This is a genomic window from Streptomyces sp. NPDC007929, assembly GCF_042959065.1.
Lineage (GTDB): Bacteria > Actinomycetota > Actinomycetes > Streptomycetales > Streptomycetaceae > Streptomyces.
The window spans coordinates 37,850-55,242 of the sequence record NZ_JBIBKD010000002.1; the positions used below are offsets into that span (position 1 = coordinate 37,850).

The 17,393-nt window shown below is 73.0% G+C and carries 11 protein-coding genes; 2 read left to right on the forward strand and 9 right to left on the reverse strand.

Features of this window, described 5'->3' with window-relative positions; genetic code table 11:
* Positions 1 to 84: 84 nt before the first annotated feature.
* A complete protein-coding gene (locus ACFZDE_RS05020; RefSeq protein ID WP_391198879.1) occupies positions 85 to 1,875 on the forward strand; it encodes a hypothetical protein in 1,791 nt (596 codons plus the stop codon).
* 68 nt (positions 1,876 to 1,943) lie between these two features.
* On the opposite strand, the gene ACFZDE_RS05025 is transcribed toward ACFZDE_RS05020, so the two are convergent.
* On the reverse strand, positions 1,944 to 2,465 hold the full coding sequence (locus ACFZDE_RS05025; protein ID WP_391197551.1) for a MarR family transcriptional regulator: 522 nt from the start codon (positions 2,463 to 2,465) through the stop codon (positions 1,944 to 1,946).
* Positions 2,466 to 2,560: 95 nt separating this feature from the next.
* On the opposite strand from ACFZDE_RS05025, the gene ACFZDE_RS05030 reads away from it, so the two are divergent.
* The gene (locus tag ACFZDE_RS05030; protein WP_033308229.1) at positions 2,561 to 2,974 is read left to right on the forward strand and encodes an organic hydroperoxide resistance protein; all 414 of its coding nucleotides are present in this window, start codon (positions 2,561 to 2,563) and stop codon (positions 2,972 to 2,974) included.
* Positions 2,975 to 3,053: 79 nt separating this feature from the next.
* Here the strand turns inward: ACFZDE_RS05030 and ACFZDE_RS05035 are convergent, their stop codons facing one another.
* The 8 genes from ACFZDE_RS05035 to ACFZDE_RS05070 form a co-directional block, all read right to left on the reverse strand.
* A complete protein-coding gene (locus ACFZDE_RS05035) occupies positions 3,054 to 4,613 on the reverse strand; it encodes a hypothetical protein (RefSeq protein WP_391197553.1) in 1,560 nt (519 codons plus the stop codon).
* A gap of 71 nt (positions 4,614 to 4,684) precedes the next feature.
* Positions 4,685 to 6,523, reverse strand: a complete 1,839-nt coding sequence (locus ACFZDE_RS05040) for a hypothetical protein (RefSeq protein ID WP_391197555.1) — start codon at positions 6,521 to 6,523, stop codon at positions 4,685 to 4,687.
* Complete coding sequence (locus ACFZDE_RS05045; protein ID WP_391197557.1) at positions 6,520 to 8,760, reverse strand: CDP-glycerol glycerophosphotransferase family protein; 2,241 nt, start codon at positions 8,758 to 8,760, stop codon at positions 6,520 to 6,522. Before ACFZDE_RS05045 ends, ACFZDE_RS05040 begins: the two co-directional genes overlap by 4 nt.
* An 8-nt stretch (positions 8,761 to 8,768) precedes the next feature.
* Positions 8,769 to 10,967, reverse strand: coding sequence for a CDP-glycerol glycerophosphotransferase family protein (locus ACFZDE_RS05050; RefSeq protein ID WP_391197559.1), 2,199 nt, complete (start codon positions 10,965 to 10,967; stop codon positions 8,769 to 8,771).
* Between the two features lie 187 nt (positions 10,968 to 11,154).
* Positions 11,155 to 13,452 carry a CDP-glycerol glycerophosphotransferase family protein gene (locus tag ACFZDE_RS05055; protein WP_391197560.1) on the reverse strand — a complete coding sequence of 766 codons (2,298 nt, stop codon included), beginning with the start codon at positions 13,450 to 13,452 and terminating at the stop codon, positions 11,155 to 11,157.
* 142 nt (positions 13,453 to 13,594) lie between these two features.
* Positions 13,595 to 14,473 (reverse strand): ABC transporter permease subunit, encoded by an 879-nt coding sequence (locus tag ACFZDE_RS05060; RefSeq protein WP_391003003.1) that lies wholly within the window; start codon positions 14,471 to 14,473, stop codon positions 13,595 to 13,597.
* Positions 14,470 to 15,816 (reverse strand): ABC transporter permease subunit, encoded by a 1,347-nt coding sequence (locus tag ACFZDE_RS05065; protein WP_391197562.1) that lies wholly within the window; start codon positions 15,814 to 15,816, stop codon positions 14,470 to 14,472. Before ACFZDE_RS05065 ends, ACFZDE_RS05060 begins: the two co-directional genes overlap by 4 nt.
* Before the next feature lie 4 nt (positions 15,817 to 15,820).
* Complete coding sequence (locus ACFZDE_RS05070; RefSeq protein ID WP_391003007.1) at positions 15,821 to 17,233, reverse strand: extracellular solute-binding protein; 1,413 nt, start codon at positions 17,231 to 17,233, stop codon at positions 15,821 to 15,823.
* Positions 17,234 to 17,393: the final 160 nt, after the last annotated feature.

Here is a 17,393-nt window from a genome sequence, read left to right on the forward strand (position 1 = left end):
TCGGCACAGAATCGGGCCGTGAAGAGCGGACGGTCGAGGGGGAGCGGCGGGTTCGGCGTGGGGGTGACGCCGGTGGCCGTGCCCATGGTGGTGATGCTCGCGGTCGGGATGTGGGGGCTGGACCGCGGCGGGATGTGGGGCGACGAGAGCGTCACCTTCCAGGTCGCGCGGCGCACGGTCCCGCAGATCTGGCGGCTGCTGCACGACGTGGACGCCGTGCACGGCCTGTACTACCTGTTCATGCACGCCGTCCTCACCGTCCACCCGGGCGAGGTCGTGCTGCGCCTGCCGTCGGTGTGCGCGGCGACGGCGGCCGCCGGGCTGGTCGCGGCCCTGGGCGTCCGGCTGGCCGGGCCCCGGGTCGGCCTCGGCGCCGGGGTCCTCTACGCGATCACCCCGATGACCGGCCACTACGCCCAGGAGGGGCGGTCGTACGCGCTCGTCGCGGCGGGGGTGGCGGGGGCGACGCTGCTGCTGGTGCGGGCCGTGGACGCGGGGAGCACCCGGGCCTGGTGGCCGTACGGGACGGTCCTCGCGCCGACCTGCGTGCTGCACGAGCTGGCGGTGCCGGTGCTGGCCGCGCACGCGGTGACGCTGGCCCTGCTGCGGGTGCCGAGGAGGGTGTGGGCGGGCTGGGGTCGTGCGGCGGGCGCCGTGGCGCTGCTCGTGCTGCCGCTGGTGTGGGTGTCGCAGGGGCAGGCCGCTCAGGTGGCGTGGCTGGAGCCGCCGGGCTGGGACCGCGTCGAGCGACTGGCCCGGAACTTCTCGCCCGGCCCGACGGGGCCGGTGTTCTGGACGGCGCTGCTGCTGATGGCGGTGGGGCTGCGGGACCGGCGGACGGCCGTGGTCGCGCTGCCGCTGCTGCTGGTGCCGCCGGGCATCCTGATGACCGTGTCCCAGGTCCGTCCGCTCTACCACGACCGCTACGTGCTCTACGCCCTGGCGGGCGCGTCCCTGCTGGTCGCGACCGGGGCGGGACGTGTCGGGCGGGCGGTGGGGCGGGTGTGGGTCGGTGAGGGGCGGGTGCGGCTCTGCGGGCGGCGCGTGCGGGTCGGTGGGGGGCGAGGGTGGTTTCACGCGTGGCGGGTGTGGCGCGGCGCGCGGCGTGTGGGGTTCGTCGGGTGGCTGACGCGGGTCGGCGGCCGTCAGGCTCGGTTCGGCGGGCGACGGACGCAGGTCCGTGCGCGGCCAACGCGGTTCGACGGGCGGCGGACGCAGGTTCCTGCGCGGCGAACGCGGTTCGACGGACGGCGGGTGCGGGTCGGTGGGCGTCAGGTGCGGGTTCTGCTCGGTGTCACCGGCGTGCTCGCCGTCGCCGGCACCTTCGTGAGCCAGCTTCCCGTGCACCGGCAGGACCGTTCCGCCGCTCACCGGCCCGACAACCTCGCCATGGTGTCCGCGCTCGCTCTCCGTCAGATGCGCCCCGGCGACCCCGTGCTGTTCGTGCCGTCGGTCGGCAGGCTCGCCGCGCTGGCCTACCCGAAGGGGTTCCAGCAGGTCCGGGACATCGCGCTGCGGGAGTCCGCGCCGCGCTCCGGGACGCTGTGGGGGCTGGAGGCGGACCCCGGGGAGCTACGGCGGCGGCTCGCCTCGGTGGACCGCGTCTGGGTCGTCGCCGCGCGATCCGCCCTCGACCCGCGCCACGCACCGCCCGACCCGGTCGAGCGCACCAAACTCGCCGTGCTGGCGGAGTGTTTCACCGTCCGCGAGGAGCACGTCCGGAAGGAACGCGTCCGCGACGACGTACTCCTGCGTCTCTACGTCCGCCGCCGCCCCGGGGACGCCCCTCGCCGACCGGTCGACGCCCTGCCGCCCGTCGTCTCGGCCGGCACCCCGGCCCTCGGCGCCCGGCTCTCACCCCGTCCGGCGCCGTAGCGCCCGCTGCCGCCAAGGGGTCCTTTCACTATGCCCGTCCGGGTCGGACGCTCATGGTGAAAGGACCCCTAAGGCCGCTCGGTGGCGGTGGGCGGGCCGCCCCCCGTCTCCGCGAGCGCCGCCGCCGCGTCCAGCGCGGTGGTCAGCTCGTCGAGACGGGCGCGCAGGGTGCGGATCTCGTCGGGGCGGAAGCCGGTCGAGGACGCGATCCGGCGCGGCACCTCAAGCGCCCGCCCACGCAGCGCGACGCCCTCCTCGGTCAGTCGCACCTCCACCGACCGCTCGTCGCGGGCGCTGCGCTCGCGGCGTACCAGACCGGCCGCCTCCAGCCGCTTGAGCAGTGGCGACAGCGTGCCCGAGTCGAGACGCAGGTGCTCGCCGAGCTTCTTCACGGGCAGCTCGTCGTGCTCCCACAGCACCAGCATCACCAGGTACTGCGGATACGTGAGCCCGAGGTCCTTGAGGATCCCGCGGTAGACGCCGTTGAAGGCGCGGGAGGCCGCGTGCAGGGAGAAGCAGATCTGCTGGTCGAGGCGGAGCCAGTCGTCGTCGGGCGTGTTCATGCGTCCAGGATAGCTCGTACCCGTCATTTAATTGCACACAACTCAATTGTGTGCTCTAATTCTGGGTGTCAGGCGGCCCGGGACCGGGCCGCCGAACGTTGACGTGAGAGGGAAGGTTTTCCATGGACGCGCTCTACACCGCTGTCGCCACCGCCACCCACGGCCGCGACGGCCGGGCCGTCAGCTCCGACGGCGTGCTGGATCTCGCCCTGGGCGTGCCCCAGGCGATGGGCGGCAACGGCCAGGGCACCAACCCTGAGCAGCTCTTCGCCGCCGGCTACGCCGCCTGCTTCGGCAGCGCCCTCGGCCTCGTCGGCCGCGCCGCCAAGGTCGACGTCAGCGACGCCGCCGTCACCGCCGAGGTCTCCATAGGCAAGCAGGGCGAGGGCTTCGGGCTCGCCGTCACCCTCCGCGTGGAGCTGCCCGACAGCGTGGACGAGGCGACCGGCCGCAAGCTCGTCGAGCAGGCCCACCAGGTCTGCCCGTACTCCAACGCCACCCGCGGCAACATCGAGGTCGACCTCGTCATCGAGTGATCCCGAGAGCCATCGAGCAACCCCGATGGCCATCGCGTGATCCCGAGAGCCATCGAGTGACCCCGAAGTCCGACGAGGCTCACCCCCCGACCCGCGCCAGCACCTCCCCCGTCCGTCTGCTCCACGCCACCACCACCGCCTCCTCGGGCACCGGGTGCCAGCGCGTCAGCAGCAGCCAGCGCACGTGATAGCGGCGGACGACGGCGAACCGCTCGGCGCGGGTCGAACCGGGGGCGAGATAGGCGCGGACATCGGCCGCCCGGCGCTCCCGCTCCGACTCGTCCAGCGCGGGGTCGGGCCAGATGGGCGCGGCGAGGTTCGGCCCGTACCCGGCGATCGAGTGACTGGCGAAGTACCCGTCGGTGATCACCACCTCGCCGGACCCGATGTGCCGCGCGGCCCAGTCGTACGACGGCCAGCGCGTCGGCTGGGCGAACCCCACCGGGTCGACCGAGCGCGGCACCACCGCCCCGGCGTGCACGGTGACGAACCCGACGCACACCCCGGCCACGGCCGCCCCGCCCAGCACCCGCCGGGCCCACCGCCAGGGCCGGGGCGCCGCCAGTTCCACCGCCAGGGCGAACTGCAACGGCACCAGCACGGCCCACAGCGCCCTGGCGTACGTGTAGTGCCCGCTCACCCAGCCGTACGCCACCAGTACGCACCCCAGCACGAACATCCACACCAGCGGATCACGCCCGGGCCCGCGCGCCCGGACCCACAGCGCGGGCAGCCCCAGCAGCGCGAGCCAGGAGTTGGCGAGCATCCCCTCGTACAGCTGCCGGTGCATCGCGTCCATGCCGGTGTCGTCCACCAGCGTCAGGACGTCGTAGTACGGCCAGCTCAGGGCGATCGCGGCGCAGACCGCCCCGGCGAGCGCCCAGCGCGCCACGACCGCCCGGCGCCGGCCGCGCTGCCGGGCCGCCACGATCGCCACCGCCCCGGTGAGCGCCGAGGCGGCCGTGATGGGGTGGGTGAGCAGGATCAGCCCGTACAGCGCGCCGATCCCGGCGTACCCCCACCAGCCGCCGAGCCCGCTCGGGCCGACGAACCGCACCGCGGGGGCGTCGTCCCGCGCGCGGGTGCCCGTCCAGGCCCACGCCCAGAACGTCAGCCCGATGGCGAGGGCGGACGGGTAGCCCAGGTTCGTCGTCATCGGCATCAGCCCGAGGTAGCCGCTCCACAGGATCCGCGCGGTGCCCCACAGCAGCGTCATGAACAGCAGGGCCCACACCGGCGCCCAGGGGCGCGGCGTGAGGGTCCTGACGAACCGGCCGATCCCCGTCAGCAGCACCAGCAGATGCACCGGCCCGGCGAGCTTCACGACCTCCCAGCCCGACAGCCCCGTCAGCCGCGCCAGCACGCCCTGGGCGACGGCGTACGGCCCGTAGTACGGGCTGCCCTCGCCCGGCAGGTCCGCCATGGAGTGGGCCGGGTGCAGCAGATCGTCCGTGAGTCGCTCGACGACCGCCGCGTGCTGCCCGGCGTCACAGCACAGCGGGACCCGCCAGTACGCCAGCGTCATCACCAGCCAGAACAGGGCGCCGTAGAACCGGTACGGGGTGAGTCTCCCGGCACGGCCGCCGCGCAGCGCCGTCGCGCCGCGCACCGCCCGCCGGACCAGGACCGGGGCGCTCACAGGAGGAGGGAAGGGGTCTGGGGCATGCGCCGAATGTTCCCGCCCTACGCCTGCCCTGACCCCGGATCACTTCATCGGGTGAGGCCGCTACCGCCACCTGCCGGTCGGTCGCACAGCGCCCGCTGCGCCGCCGCCGGCCAGCGGGCGAACCGGAACCGGGTCCGCTCCACCGACCCGGTGAGGTTGCGCCAGAACCGCTCGGCGGTGAGCGGGGCGCGCACCGACTTCCTCAGCTCCGCGAGGTCACCGCAGCCCAGCGCGGCCCGGGCCGCCTCGACCGTCTCCCGCGAGGCCCCGGCGCGCAGCAGGTCGCGCCGCGGCGGCTGCTCGGCCGCCCACTCGGCGAAGACCCAGTGGTTGCGCAGGAACTTCTCGTGCCCGGGCCAGCTCCACCGCTCCAGCGCCAGATGCGCGCCGATCGGACTGGCCAGCCCCCAGGCGTCGTTGACATAGGCGTCCAGTGGCGCCGCGGCCCCCGTCACGCCGAGGTGACGCCCCACGATCACCACGTGGTACGGGGAGTCCGCCCGCATCGGCGTGGCGTGCAGTCGCCGCGCGGCGTCGAAGTACAGCAGCGTCGGCCCCGGCGCGCGCTCGGCCCGGGCCAGCATGGCGCGCCCCTCCGGCAGCGCGGGCCAGTTGGCCACCCAGGTGCCGGTGCGCACCGGGTTGTGGTCGCCGAGGCCCTCCACGTCGGAACTGCGCACATTGAACGACCCGGGTGTGCTGCGCACGTCGAACGGCGCCCGCAGCGGGCTGACCGCCGCGCACAGCCACACCACCAGCAGCACCCCCGCCACGCCGGTGACCCTGGTCGCGGGCACGACCAGCACCGGCAGGAGCAGCAGCAGAAGGGCGGGCAGGATCATGCGGGCGTGCATGTAGTCGCCGCCTACGCGCACGACATACCCGGCCAGCAGCAGACCGGCCGCGAGCGGCGCCAGCAGCACCGCGAGCGAGGCCCGCCCCGGGGCGCCCCCGCGCCGGTCCCGGCGGGCGCGCCGTACCAGCAGGACGGTCAGCGCCGCGAGCACCGGCACCACCGGCCACAGCCAGTACGGCCCGAGCGTCTCCTGCACATACCCGGCGCCCCGGCTCCAGTCGCTGGCGCTCGCCTCCTTGGCGATGGCGGGCAGCGGCACCAGGATCCCGTAGTACCCGGCGCGGAACACCTCGTACGCCAGCGGCACCGCACCCGCCGAGGCCAGCAACGCCGCCGTGCCCCGCCGGGAGGGACGCAGCACCCACCACTGGGCCGCCAGGAAGCACACCGTGACCACCGCCAGATCGGGCCGGACCAGCGGGCCCAGCCCGAACACGAAGGCGGCCGCGCACGTCAGGCGGGCCTCCTGGCCGCGCCGGGTCCGCGTCAGCAGCCACCACGACAGGCCGGTCCAGAAGGCGCCCAGACCGCTCTCCAGACCCGAGGTCATGTACGACCAGAACGGCGGCACCGCCAGCAGCACGAACACACCCGCCGGGAGCAGCGGCCCGGCGCCCCGGTGCAACCGGCAGGTGGCGAGCAGGGCGAACGCGAATCCGGCGGTGCTCAGCAGCAGACCGAGCCCGACCGCGAGGAACGCCGGGTCCTCGCCGGTGACCCAGGTGGTGAGGGCGAGCAGCCACTGCCACAGGGTGCCGGTCGAGCTCTCCGCCCGCTCCCCGACGTTGAACACGGGCCCGTTGCCCGCCAGGATCTGCCGGACCGGGCGCAGATAGATCAGCCCGTCGTCGCAGATCCAGCGGCGCCGGTAGCCCAGCACGAACAGCGCCGTGGTGGGCACGGCGACCAGGGCGGCGTGCCACAGGCGCACCTTCCGCCGCGGCTCGCCGACCGTCGGTGGACGGGCCGAGAGGGCCCGCTGACCGGGCAGGGAGGGGGCGGCCTCGGGGGTCGCGGGAGTTCTCATCTCTCGATCAGCGCCCCGGAACGGGTGCGGACACCCTCGGTCCGGCGGGCCGCGGGCAGCAGCGCCCCGCCCCGCTCGCCCAGCATCAGCAGCCGGACGACCCGCTCGGCGGCCCGCCCGTCCTCGAACTCGCAGTACCGCTCCCGGAAGCCCGCCCGCAGCCGAGCCGCCTCGGCGTCCTGCCAGGTGCCGGAGGCGAACAGCCAGGCCAGCTCCCGGTACGAGCGCGACACATGGCCCGGAGCGTCGGCCGTGATGTCGAAGTAGGCGCCCCGGCTCGCCGCGAACGCCCCCCAGTCGTCGGCGTGGACGACGATCGGCCGGTCCAGCAGCGCGTAGTCGAACATCAGGGCGGAGTAGTCGGTGACCAGCACGTCGGAGGCGAGCAGCACGTCCTCGACGTGCGGTTCGTCGGTCGCGTCCACCAGCACGCCCCGCCGGTGCAGGTCGGACAGGCCGAGCCCCCTCGCGATGCCCCCGGCCAGGGAGGGATGCAGCCGCACGACCAGCGTGTGCCCGGGCCCCAGGTCGGCGGCGAAGCGGGCCAGGTCGAAGCGGTCGACATGGCCGCCCCGCCGGTAGTCGCGCCGGGTCGGCGCGTACAGCACGACCGTGTCGCCGGCCGGCACACCGAGCCGCTCGCGCACCTCCGGGGCCCGCTCCGGACCGGCCCCGACCAGCACGTCGTTGCGTGGACTGCCGGTGCGCAGCGAGGTGAAGTGGCACGGGTACGCCCGCTCCCACACCCGCTCCGCGTGCCGCCCCGCGACCAGGCTGTAGTCCCAGCGGTCGGCGCGGCGCAGCATCCGCGGCACGTCGAAGCCGTGCCGGGCGCCCGGCTTGGACAGCAGGTCGGCGCCCATGTACTTCAGCGGGGTGCCCTGGTGGGTGTGGATGTGCACGCTGCCCGGCCGCTTGGCCAGGGTGCCGGGCCAGTTGACGTTGTTCACCCAGTACGTGGCCCGGGCCATGACCTCGTGGTAGCGCCGCGAGCCCGGCGTCACATGGTCGACGCCGGGCGGCAGCGTGTCCACCGCGTCCTGACGGACCACCCACACGCCCCGGATGTGCGGGGCGATCTCGCGTGCCTTGGCGTGGATCGCGGCCGGATCACCGCTCACCCCCCGGTGATGCGTCGCCGAGTAGACCGCGAGGTGCGGATCCAGCGGGCGCTTCGACTGGGCCCCGTACCAGCCGCGCAGGGCCGTCTCCGACGCCCTCTTCGCCACCCTGCGCTGTCCGCCCAGGGCCGTGGCGCGCAGGTCCCGCAGCCCGCGCGCCGCCGCGTACGACGCGTAGGGCACCGAGGCGAGCAGCCGCATCTCCGCGCCGCGCCAGCCGTCCGGCAGCGGGAAACCGCCCTCGGGGAGGTGACGGCGGTGGAAGGAGCGGATCTCGCGGTAGAAGTCGCCCCGGTCGGCGGGCCGGACCCGGTCCTCGCGGGCCAGCACGAACAGCATGTGGTCCAGCGCCCGCTCCAGCAGCGGCGGCCGCGCCCAGTCGAGGTCGGGGCGCTGCTCCAGAAACGCGAACAGCCCCTCGTACTGCGGGAAGATGTCGAAGTGCCGGCGCCCGGGCGTCTTGGTGATGGCGCCCTGCCGGCGCTGCCGGTACTCCACACCGATCCGGTCCAGGCAGGCGATGCGGTCGGCCAGCACCATCGATCGGTAGGTGACCGGCGCGTCCTCATACAGCCCCGGCGCGTACCGGAGGTCGTGTTCCTGGAGGAACTCCCGCCGGTAGGCCTTGTTCCAGGCGACCAGGAACAGCTTCAGATACTGCGGGCTCTCCCGGACGTCGAACGTCTCCAGGCCCGCCGCGGCCAGCAGGTCCGCCGCCTCGCTGCGCCCGCCCCGGCCCCACCAGTGGGTGCGGACATGGTCGAAGACCAGGATGTCCGGGTCGCCGGTCATCGCCAGGCGGGCGGCGACGGCGGCCAGCAGACCGGGTGTGTAGTGGTCGTCGCTGTCCAGGAACAGGACGTAGTCGCCGGCCGCCTGCGCGAGACCGGCGTTGCGAGCCCGGCCGAGGCCCACGTTCTCCGGCAGGTGCAGGACCCGCACCCGGTCGTCGCGGGCGGCGTACTCGTCGAGGATCGCGCCGCTGCCGTCGGGCGAGCGGTCGTCCACGGCGATCACCTCGAAGTCGCCGTGGGACTGGCCGAGCACCGAGTCGAGGCACTCGCGCAGGAAGCCCTGCACCTTGTAGACGGGGACGATGATGCTGAAGCGGGGCACTTCTTCGGTCAGCTCCTTACGAGGGTGGCGGCGGGGGCCGGGACGCGCTCCGCGAGCGGGATCACGGGCGGGATCGACTCGGGCGGCTCACCCAGCAGCACCCGGCGTACGACGCGCTCGGCGGCCCGGCCGTCGTCGAACTGGCAGAACCGCTCCCGGAACGCGGCCCGCAGCGACGTGGCGGTCCCGTCCGCCCAGGTGCCGTCGCGGAAGACGGCCGCCAGCTCCTCCGGTGTCCGGGCGACCCGGCCCGGCGGCAGCTCCATCAGGTCGAAGTAGACGCCCCGGGTCTCCCGGTAGACCTCCCAGTCGTCGGCGTACACCACGATCGGCCGGTCCAGGTTGGCGTAGTCGAACATGATCGACGAGTAGTCCGTGATCAGCGCGTCCGCGGCCAGGCAGACGTCCTCCGACGAGCGGTGCCCGGTGACGTCGATGATCCGCCCGCCGCCTCGGTGGGCGCCCTGGTCGTAGAAGTAGTGGGCGCGCAGCAGCACCACGTACTCGTCGCCGATCGCCTCGCAGAACTCCGCCAGGTCCAGGCCGGTGGCGAAGCCGGTGGCGTAGTCGCGGTGCGTGGGGGCGTACAGCAGGGCCTTCTTGCCGTCGGGGACGCCCAGTTCCTTGCGGACGCGGGCGACGTCGTCGGCGGACGCCGTGCAGTAGACGTCGTTGCGCGGATAGCCGTACTCAAGGGTCTCGTGCGCGCTGGGGAACGCCCGCTCCCACATCTCGGTGGAGTGCCGGTTGGAGGTCAGGTTGTAGTCCCAGCGGTCCACCCGGGCCAGCAGCCTGGCGAAGCTGCCGGTCGCCGCGGCCACCACGGGGTACGTCGCCTGGTCGGCGCCCATCGTCTTCAGCGGGGTGCCGTGCTGGGTCTGGAGGTGCACGCTGCCGGGCCGTTTGACCACGGCGTCCGCGAAGTTGGCGTTGTTGACCAGGTACTTCGCCCGGGCCAGCACCTTCCAGTACTTCCGGCTGCCGATCACCGCGTGCTCGACGCCCGGCGGCACGCTGCCCACCGCGTCCGGCTCCACCAGGAACACCCCGCGCAACTGCGGCGCGAGGAGGCGGGCCTTGGCGTGGATCGCGGCCGGGTTGCAGGCGTAGCCGCGGCCCCAGTACGCGCAGTACACGACGAGGTTGCGGTCGAGCGGGAGACGCAGGGCGGCCGCGTAGCGCAGCCGGGTGCGCAGCCCCCGCGGGCGGGGCAGCAGCGCGGCGGCCCGCGCCGCCGTCCGGTGGGCGGCGCGCAGCGAGCGGAACGCCGCGTACGACCCGGAGGCCAGCAGCCGGTGCTGGACGCCGACGCTGCCGCCGGGCGCCCGGTAGCCGGCGGGGCGGTGGCGCCGGTAGAGCGCGCTGGCCCGCCGGAAGAAGTCGCGGCGTCCGGACGTCAGCCGCCGGGGGTGGGCGGCCGTCTTCAGTACGGCGGCGAAGAGCTGCTCGAACAGCGGCTTCCGCCGGTCCGCCGGCAGGTCCCGCTCAGCGGCCCGGGTCAGCACCAGCTCGGTCTGGTCCAGCAGCTCGGTGTGGTGCTCGCCGGGCAGGCCCAGCCGGTTGCCCTGCCGGCGCAGCAGGTGCCGGACGACGATCGCGCGCAGGGCCGCCACCCGCTCCGCCCGCAAGGTGACCAGACCGCCGAAGCCGACGTCGGTGAAGTGGTCCCCGGGGAAGGCGAGATGCTCCTCGGTGAGGAAGGCCCGGCGGTAGACCGCGCTCCACGCCGGGAGCGTCACGCCCGTGAGCCACGGGGCCCGGCCGGGGGAGAAGGCGCCCTTCGGGGCACGGGCGAGCAGGGGTGCCGCCGGGTTGGTCGGCTCGCCCTCCCACCAGGGGGTGCGCTCGTGCTCGAAGTACAGGACGTCGACGGCGCCGACCGCGCCCAGCCGGGCGTCCAGGGCCGCCAGCGCCCCCGGAACCAGGGTGTCGTCGCCGTCCAGGAACAGCACGTGGCCGCCGACCGCCGCCTTCAGCCCGGCGTTGCGCGCCCCGGCCAGGCCGGCCGACGGCGGCGAATGCACCGGCGTCACCCGGGAGTCCCGCTCGGCGTACCCGGCGACGACGTCCGCCGCGGGTGCGTCGGGTGCGTCGCACACCGGGATCAGCTCGAAGTCGCCGAACGACTGGGCGAGGACGGAGTCCAGCGCCAAGGACAGCCGGCCCGCGACACCATGGGACGGGACGACGATGCTGAAGCGGGGCATTCTGCTCTTTCTGTCGAGGGCGCTCTGCCCGGGGCGGTCTTCACGAGGCGGTTTCACGAGGGGGTGGTGACGGGCCGTCTCACCCGGCGCGCGGGCGCCCCGGCCGCCCGGACGGGCGCCAGGAGGGCGGCCGGGACGGTGTCGGCCGCGACGGGCTGGAGGGCATGCGGACTCCCGGGCACCGTGGTCAGAGGCTGTCGGTGACGGTGTGCGGACCGGCCGGCAGCGGCACCGTGGTGAGCGGCTCGCGCGTCAGCGAGGCCGCCGCCGACGGCACCGGGCGGCGCTCGCCGAGCGGCACCACCGGCGGCAGCTCCGACTCCCCGAGGACGACCCGGCGCACCACCCGCTCGGCGGCGTGGCCGTCGTCGTAGGCGCAGAACCGCTCGCGGAACGCCGCCCGCAGCTGGGCCGAGCGGGAGCCGCGCCAGTGGCCCGTGGCGAAGATGTCGATCAGCTCGTCCTCCCCGCGAGCGACCGCACCCGGCGGGACATCGCGCAGGTCGAAATAGGTGCCACGGGCCGCGTCGTACGCCTCCCAGTCGTCGGCGTGGATCACGATCGGCCGGTCCAGGTTGGCGTAGTCGAACATCAGCGACGAGTAGTCCGTGACCAGGGCGTCCGAGGCCAGGCAGAGCGACTCCACGCTCGGGTGCCCGGAGACGTCGACGACCCGGCCGCAGGTGCTGGTCAGCGGGGCGTCGTAGGCGTGGTGGGCGCGGGCCAGGACGACGTAGCGCGGGCCGAGGCGGCGCACGATCCGCTGGAGGTCGAGGGTGTGGCGCTGGGAGCGGCGGTAGTCGCGGTGGGTCGGCGCGTACAGGATCACCACCGCGCCCCGCGGAATGCCGAGCGAGGCGCGCAGCCGGGCCACGTCCGCCGGGGTCGCCGTCCGGAAGACGTCGTTGCGGGGGTAGCCGTACTCCAGCGTGGTGTAGCGGCCGGGGTGGACGCGCTCGTGGGTGAGCGTGGTGTGGCGGTTGGCGGACAGCACGTAGTCCCACCGCTCGACGTCCTTCAGCAGCCGTGCGAAGTCCCGGCCGCGGGCCGCCGCGGGGCGTTCCTGGAGGTCGAGGCCGAGATGGCCGAGGGGGGTGCCGTGCCCGGTCTGGATCAGGACCTGGCCCCGGCGCTTGGCCAGGCGGTCGTCGAAGCCGGTGTTGCTGACCAGATAGCGGGAGCGGGCGAGCGCCGTCCAGTAGGCGGCCGTCCCGGGGACGAGGCGGCGCGGGCCGGGCGGGATGGTGTGGTGGTGCTCGCGGCGGGCGATCCACGCCGTGCGGATGTGCGGCGCGAGCTCCCGGAACGCGGCCTCCAGCGCGCCCGGGTTGCAGCCGTGGCCGCGGCCGTCGTAGGCGGTGAACGCGGCACGGTCGGCGCGCAGCGGCAGGCAGCGCTGGACCCGGTAGTGGGTCCTGAGGGCGGCCGACCGCAGGCCCCGCAGCAGCTTCCCCGTCGCCCGGGCGGCCCCGCGCCGGCCGGCCCAGGCCAGTTGGAGGGTGCGGTAGGTGCGGTGCAGGCCGAAGCGGATCAGGACGTGGTGGATCCGGCAGCGGTGGGGGCGCCCCCGTTCGAGCGAAGTCGAGAGTGGGGGAGGGACGGGCATACCGGGGGTGCGGTAGCGGCGGTAGTGGGCGCGGGCCCGGCGCAGGAAGTCGGCGCGCGAGCCCCGGGGCAGCCGGTCCCGCCGGGAGTACACGATCGCCAGGTGGTGCACCATACGGCGGAACAACACCGGCCGCCACCGCGCCAGTTCGGGCCGCTCGTCGAGATACGCGAAGACCCGCTCGTACTGCTCGAAGACGTCGAAGTGCCGCTCGCTGGTGGTGCGCAGGATGCTGCCCTGCCGCCGCTGCCGGTAGTGCACGCAGACCCGGTCGAGGGTCGCGATCGAGTCGGCGGTCATCAGCACCGGGTAGGTCCACGGCGTGTCCTCGTAGACGCCGGGCGGGAAGGAGAACTCCTCCCGCTCGATGAACTCCCGCCGGTAGGCCTTGTTCCAGGCGACCATCAGCAGCCGCAGCAGCCCCGGCCGGTCCTCCAGCCGGAACGGTGCCGGGCCCTGCTCGGTCAGTTGCGGGGCCGCCTGGTTGCGGATCGCCTCGCCCGTCCAGTAGGTGCGCGCGTAGTCGAACACCAGCACGTCCGGCTCGCCGGTCTCCTTCAGCCGGTCCGCGATCGAGCGCAGCGCGTGGGGCGTCAGGGTGTCGTCGCTGTCGAGGAACAGCAGGTAGTCGCCACTCGCGTGTGCCACCCCGGCGTTTCTCGCGCGGCCGAGGCCCACGTTCTCCGGCAGATGGACGGGGCGCACGCGCGGGTCGCGGGCGGCGAACTCGTCGATGATCGCGCCGCACGCGTCCGGTGAGCAGTCGTCGACGACGATCAGTTCCAGATCGGGACAGGACTGGGAGAGCACCGATTCGAGGCACTCGTGCAGGTACGCCTGAACCTGGTACGCGGGGACAATGACACTGAACCTGGGCAAGAGGCCATCCATCGGTCGGCGCGGGCGTTCGGCCCGGGAACGGCCGCTGGGCCGACTTGGTTACGGTTGCTACGGCATCCGGGGGAATACCGAAGGGGCGGACCGACCCCGGCCCGCCCCTCCAACTGCCGTATCAGTGGCGTTACTTGACCGCGCCCGCCATCACGCCGGACACGAACTGCCGCTGGAACGCGAAGAAGACGGCCAGCGGGACCACCATCGAGATGAACGCGCCGGGTGCCAGCACGTCGATGTTGTTGCCGAACTGCCGTACCTGGGTCTGCAGGGCGACCGTGATCGGCTGGCTCCCGGAGTCCGAGAAGATCAGCGCGACCAGCATGTCGTTCCACACCCACAGGAACTGGAAGATGCCCAGCGCGGCGATGGCCGGGCCGCCCAGCGGCATCACGACACGGAAGAACAGGCGCAGTTCACCCGCCCCGTCCAGGCGCGCCGCCTCCAGCAGCTCGCGCGGGATCTCCGCGAAGAAGTTCCGCAGCAGGAACACCGCGAACGGCAGACCGAAACCGACGTGGAAGAGCACCACGCCGAGTACCGAGCCGAAGATGCCGATGTTGCCGAAGAGTTCGGCGATCGGGATCAGCGCCACCTGCACGGGGACGACCAACAGGCCGACCACGCCCAGGAACCACCAGTCCCGGCCCGGGAACTCCATCCAGGCGAAGGCGTAGCCGGCCAGCGAGCCGATGATCACCACCAGCAGGGTCGCCGGGACGGTGATCCACACCGTGTTCAGCAGGCTGCTGGTGATGTCGTCGTTCTCCAGCAGCTTCCGGTAGCTGTCGAAGGTGATCTGTGAGGGCTCGGTGAACACCTTCCACCAGCCGCTGGCCGCGATGTCCTCCGGCGCCCGGAGACTGGACAGCAGCAGCCCGATCGTCGGCACCAGCCAGAACAGCCCGACGATGATGAGGAAGACCCGCAGCACCCCGCCGCCGACCGCCTCGGTGAGCCGCGAGCCCAGCGACTCCTTGGCCTTCCTCGGCTCCTTGGCCTTCATCGCCGCACCTCCCGCCGCAGCCGTCGCACGTTGAACCACATCACCGGGATCACCAGGAGCAGCAGGAACACCGAGATGGCGCTGGCGATGCCCGGCTGGTCCTCGGAGAAGCCCTTGCGGTACAGCTCCAGGGCGAGCACGTTCGCGTCGTCCTGGGAGGAGCCCGGAGCGATGATGAAGACCAGGTCGAAGATCTTCAGCACATTGATCATCAGGGTGACGGCGACGACCGCCAGGACCGGTGCCAGCAGCGGCACCGTGATGCGTCTGAACACCTGCCACTCGCTCGCGCCGTCGACCCGGGCCGCCTCCATCAGCTCCCGGGGCACACTGGCGAGTCCGGCCGCGATCAGCACCATCGCGAAACCGGCCCACATCCAGATGTACGAGCCGATGATGGCCGGGGTGACCAGGGACGGGCCGAGCCAGTCCAGGCCGTTGTAGGGCTCCTTGAAGTTGGATGCCGGGAGCCTGAGTTGGGCCCCGTCGGCCGCGGCCGGAAGCGTGAAGGTTCCGTCGTCGGCGGCCGTCGCCGACGCCACCACCTTCCCGTCCTTCACGGCCTCGACCCTCATCCCGGCGTAGCCCAGCTCGGACGCGTCGACGGTGTTGAGCGTGCCGACGCCCTTGCCGCGGGTGAAGTCCTGCCAGGTCGTGCCGGTGACCTTGTCCGGCTCGGGCTTCGGCGCCACCGCGGCCTTCGCCCCGTCGGGCATCTGGTCGGGCGCCACCCCGACCAGGGGCAGCGAGACCGCCTCGCCCGTGCGGACGGGCGAGGTGGTGATGAACGCGCCCCCGCCGGCCGGTTCCAGCGGTGACTGCCGGCCCGGGTGGGCCTTCGGGAACGCCGACGCCTGGGCGAACGTGTCGTGCACGCCCACCCACACCGCGTTCGCGACACCCTTGTCCGGGTCCTGGTCGTACACCAGGCGGAAGATGATGCCCGCCGCCAGCATCGAGATCGCCATCGGCATGAAGACGACCAGCTTGAACGCCGTACCCCAGCGCACCCGTTCGGTCAGCACCGCGAAGATCAGGCCGAGCGCCGTCGCGATCGTCGGCGCGAACACCACCCAGATGATGTTGTTCTTCAGCGCGGTGCGGATGCCCTCATCGGTGAAGAGGGCCTTGTAGTTGTCTATTCCGGCGAATCCGTCGCCGGACTGGTCGTAGAAGCTGCGCACGACCGAGTACCCGATCGGATACACCACGAGCGCGCCGAGCAGGACGAGCGCGGGCAGCAGGAACAGCGCCGCGACGGTCCTGCGGGTGCCGGTCACACTCTTGCGCGACTTGGGAGCGGCAGGGGGCTTGGTGCCCCCTGCCGCCGGGACCGACGTCATGACGTCAGTTCCCGTAGGCCGCGGCCGCTTCGGCCTCCAGCTTCGCCTGGGTCCCCGCGATGTCCTTCGGGTTCTTCAGGAAGTCCTGGAGGATCTTCCACTCGCCCTTGCCGGGCGTTCCGCCGAAGGCCTGCGGGGCCTGGTCGGACATGTCGAAGCGGAAGTCGTCACCGGCGTCGATGAGCGCCTTGGCGATCTTCTGCTGCACCGCGTTCGGATAGTCGGAGTTCGGCACGTTCTTGTTCGGTGAGAGGTAGCCGCCCAGCTTGGCCTGGATCGACGCCGCGTCCGGGGAGGCGAGCCAGGTGGCCAGGGCCTGTGAGCCCTTGGAGTCCTGGAGGATCACCGCCGCGTCGCCGCCCGAGACCACCGGCCCGTTGTCACCGACCGCCGGGAACGGGAACACCTTCGCGTCCGTGCCGATCTTCATACTGGACGGGATGTTGACCTGCGCGAAGTCGCCCGCGGCCACCATGGCGGCCTTGGGCTGGTCCCCGCCGGTGAACACCTGGGTGACGGACGCCGGGAAGTCGGTCTGCAACGCCCCGTTCGCCCCGCCCGCGATCCAGTCGGGCTTGCCCCAGACCTGCGCGAGGGTGGTGAGCGCGTCCTTCACGGACGGGTCCGTCCACTTGATCTCGTGCTTGGCCAGCTGGTCGTACTTCTCCGGCCCGGCCTGGGAGAGGTACACGTTCTCGAACCAGTCGGTCAGCGTCCAGCCCTCGGCGCCGCCGACGGAGAACGGGGTGACGCCGGAGTCGAAGACCGTCTGCGCGGTGTTGAGCAGATCCGGCCAGGTCTCGGGCTCACTCGCCCCGGCGTTCTCGAAGACCTGGTTGTTGTACCAGATCAGGGACTTGTTGGCGGCCTTGTAGTAGACGCCGTAGGGCTTGCCGCCCACCTTGCCGATGTCTTGCCAGCCCTGCGAGTAGTTCTCGCCGAGCTCCTTGACGGCCTCGGAGCCCAGCGGCTTGGCCCAGCCCTTGTCGACGGCCTGCTTGATGGCGCCGGGCTGCGGCAGCATCGCGATGTCCGGCGGCTGCCCGCCGGCCACCTTCGAGCCGATGAAGTTGATGATCGGGTCCTGTGCGGGCACGAACGTGACCTTGGCGCCCGTGCGCTTCTCGAACTCTTGCAGGACCTTCTTGAAGTTGGCCTGTTCGGTGCCGGTCCATACGGCGGCGACCTCAAGGCTCGTCCCGTCCAGCTTCGGAAGGGTGACGTTGCTGGTGGTGTCGTCGGTGTCGCCCGTGCTCCCACCGCTGCCCTCGTCGCTGCTTCCGCAGGCGGACAGCGAGAGCGCGAGGGCTCCCGCGGCGAGTGCGGCGGCCGCCTTGGCGGCTCTGCGGTGCTGGGGGGTCGCCGTGTCCGGCCTGGGCGACCAGCGTGTCCGGATGGTGCTGCTCGTCATGCGCATGACTGCCCCGTTCTTCGTTCCTCGTCGAACGTCGAGCGCGCTCCCGTGCGATCTGGTCTACGCCCGGGTGTGCGGGGGCGGCAAGATGGCGTCGGCTGTCAAGCGGGGGATCGTGACTCCCTCGTGACCAGGGACTCGGCCCCATGACGCCAGGTGGGGC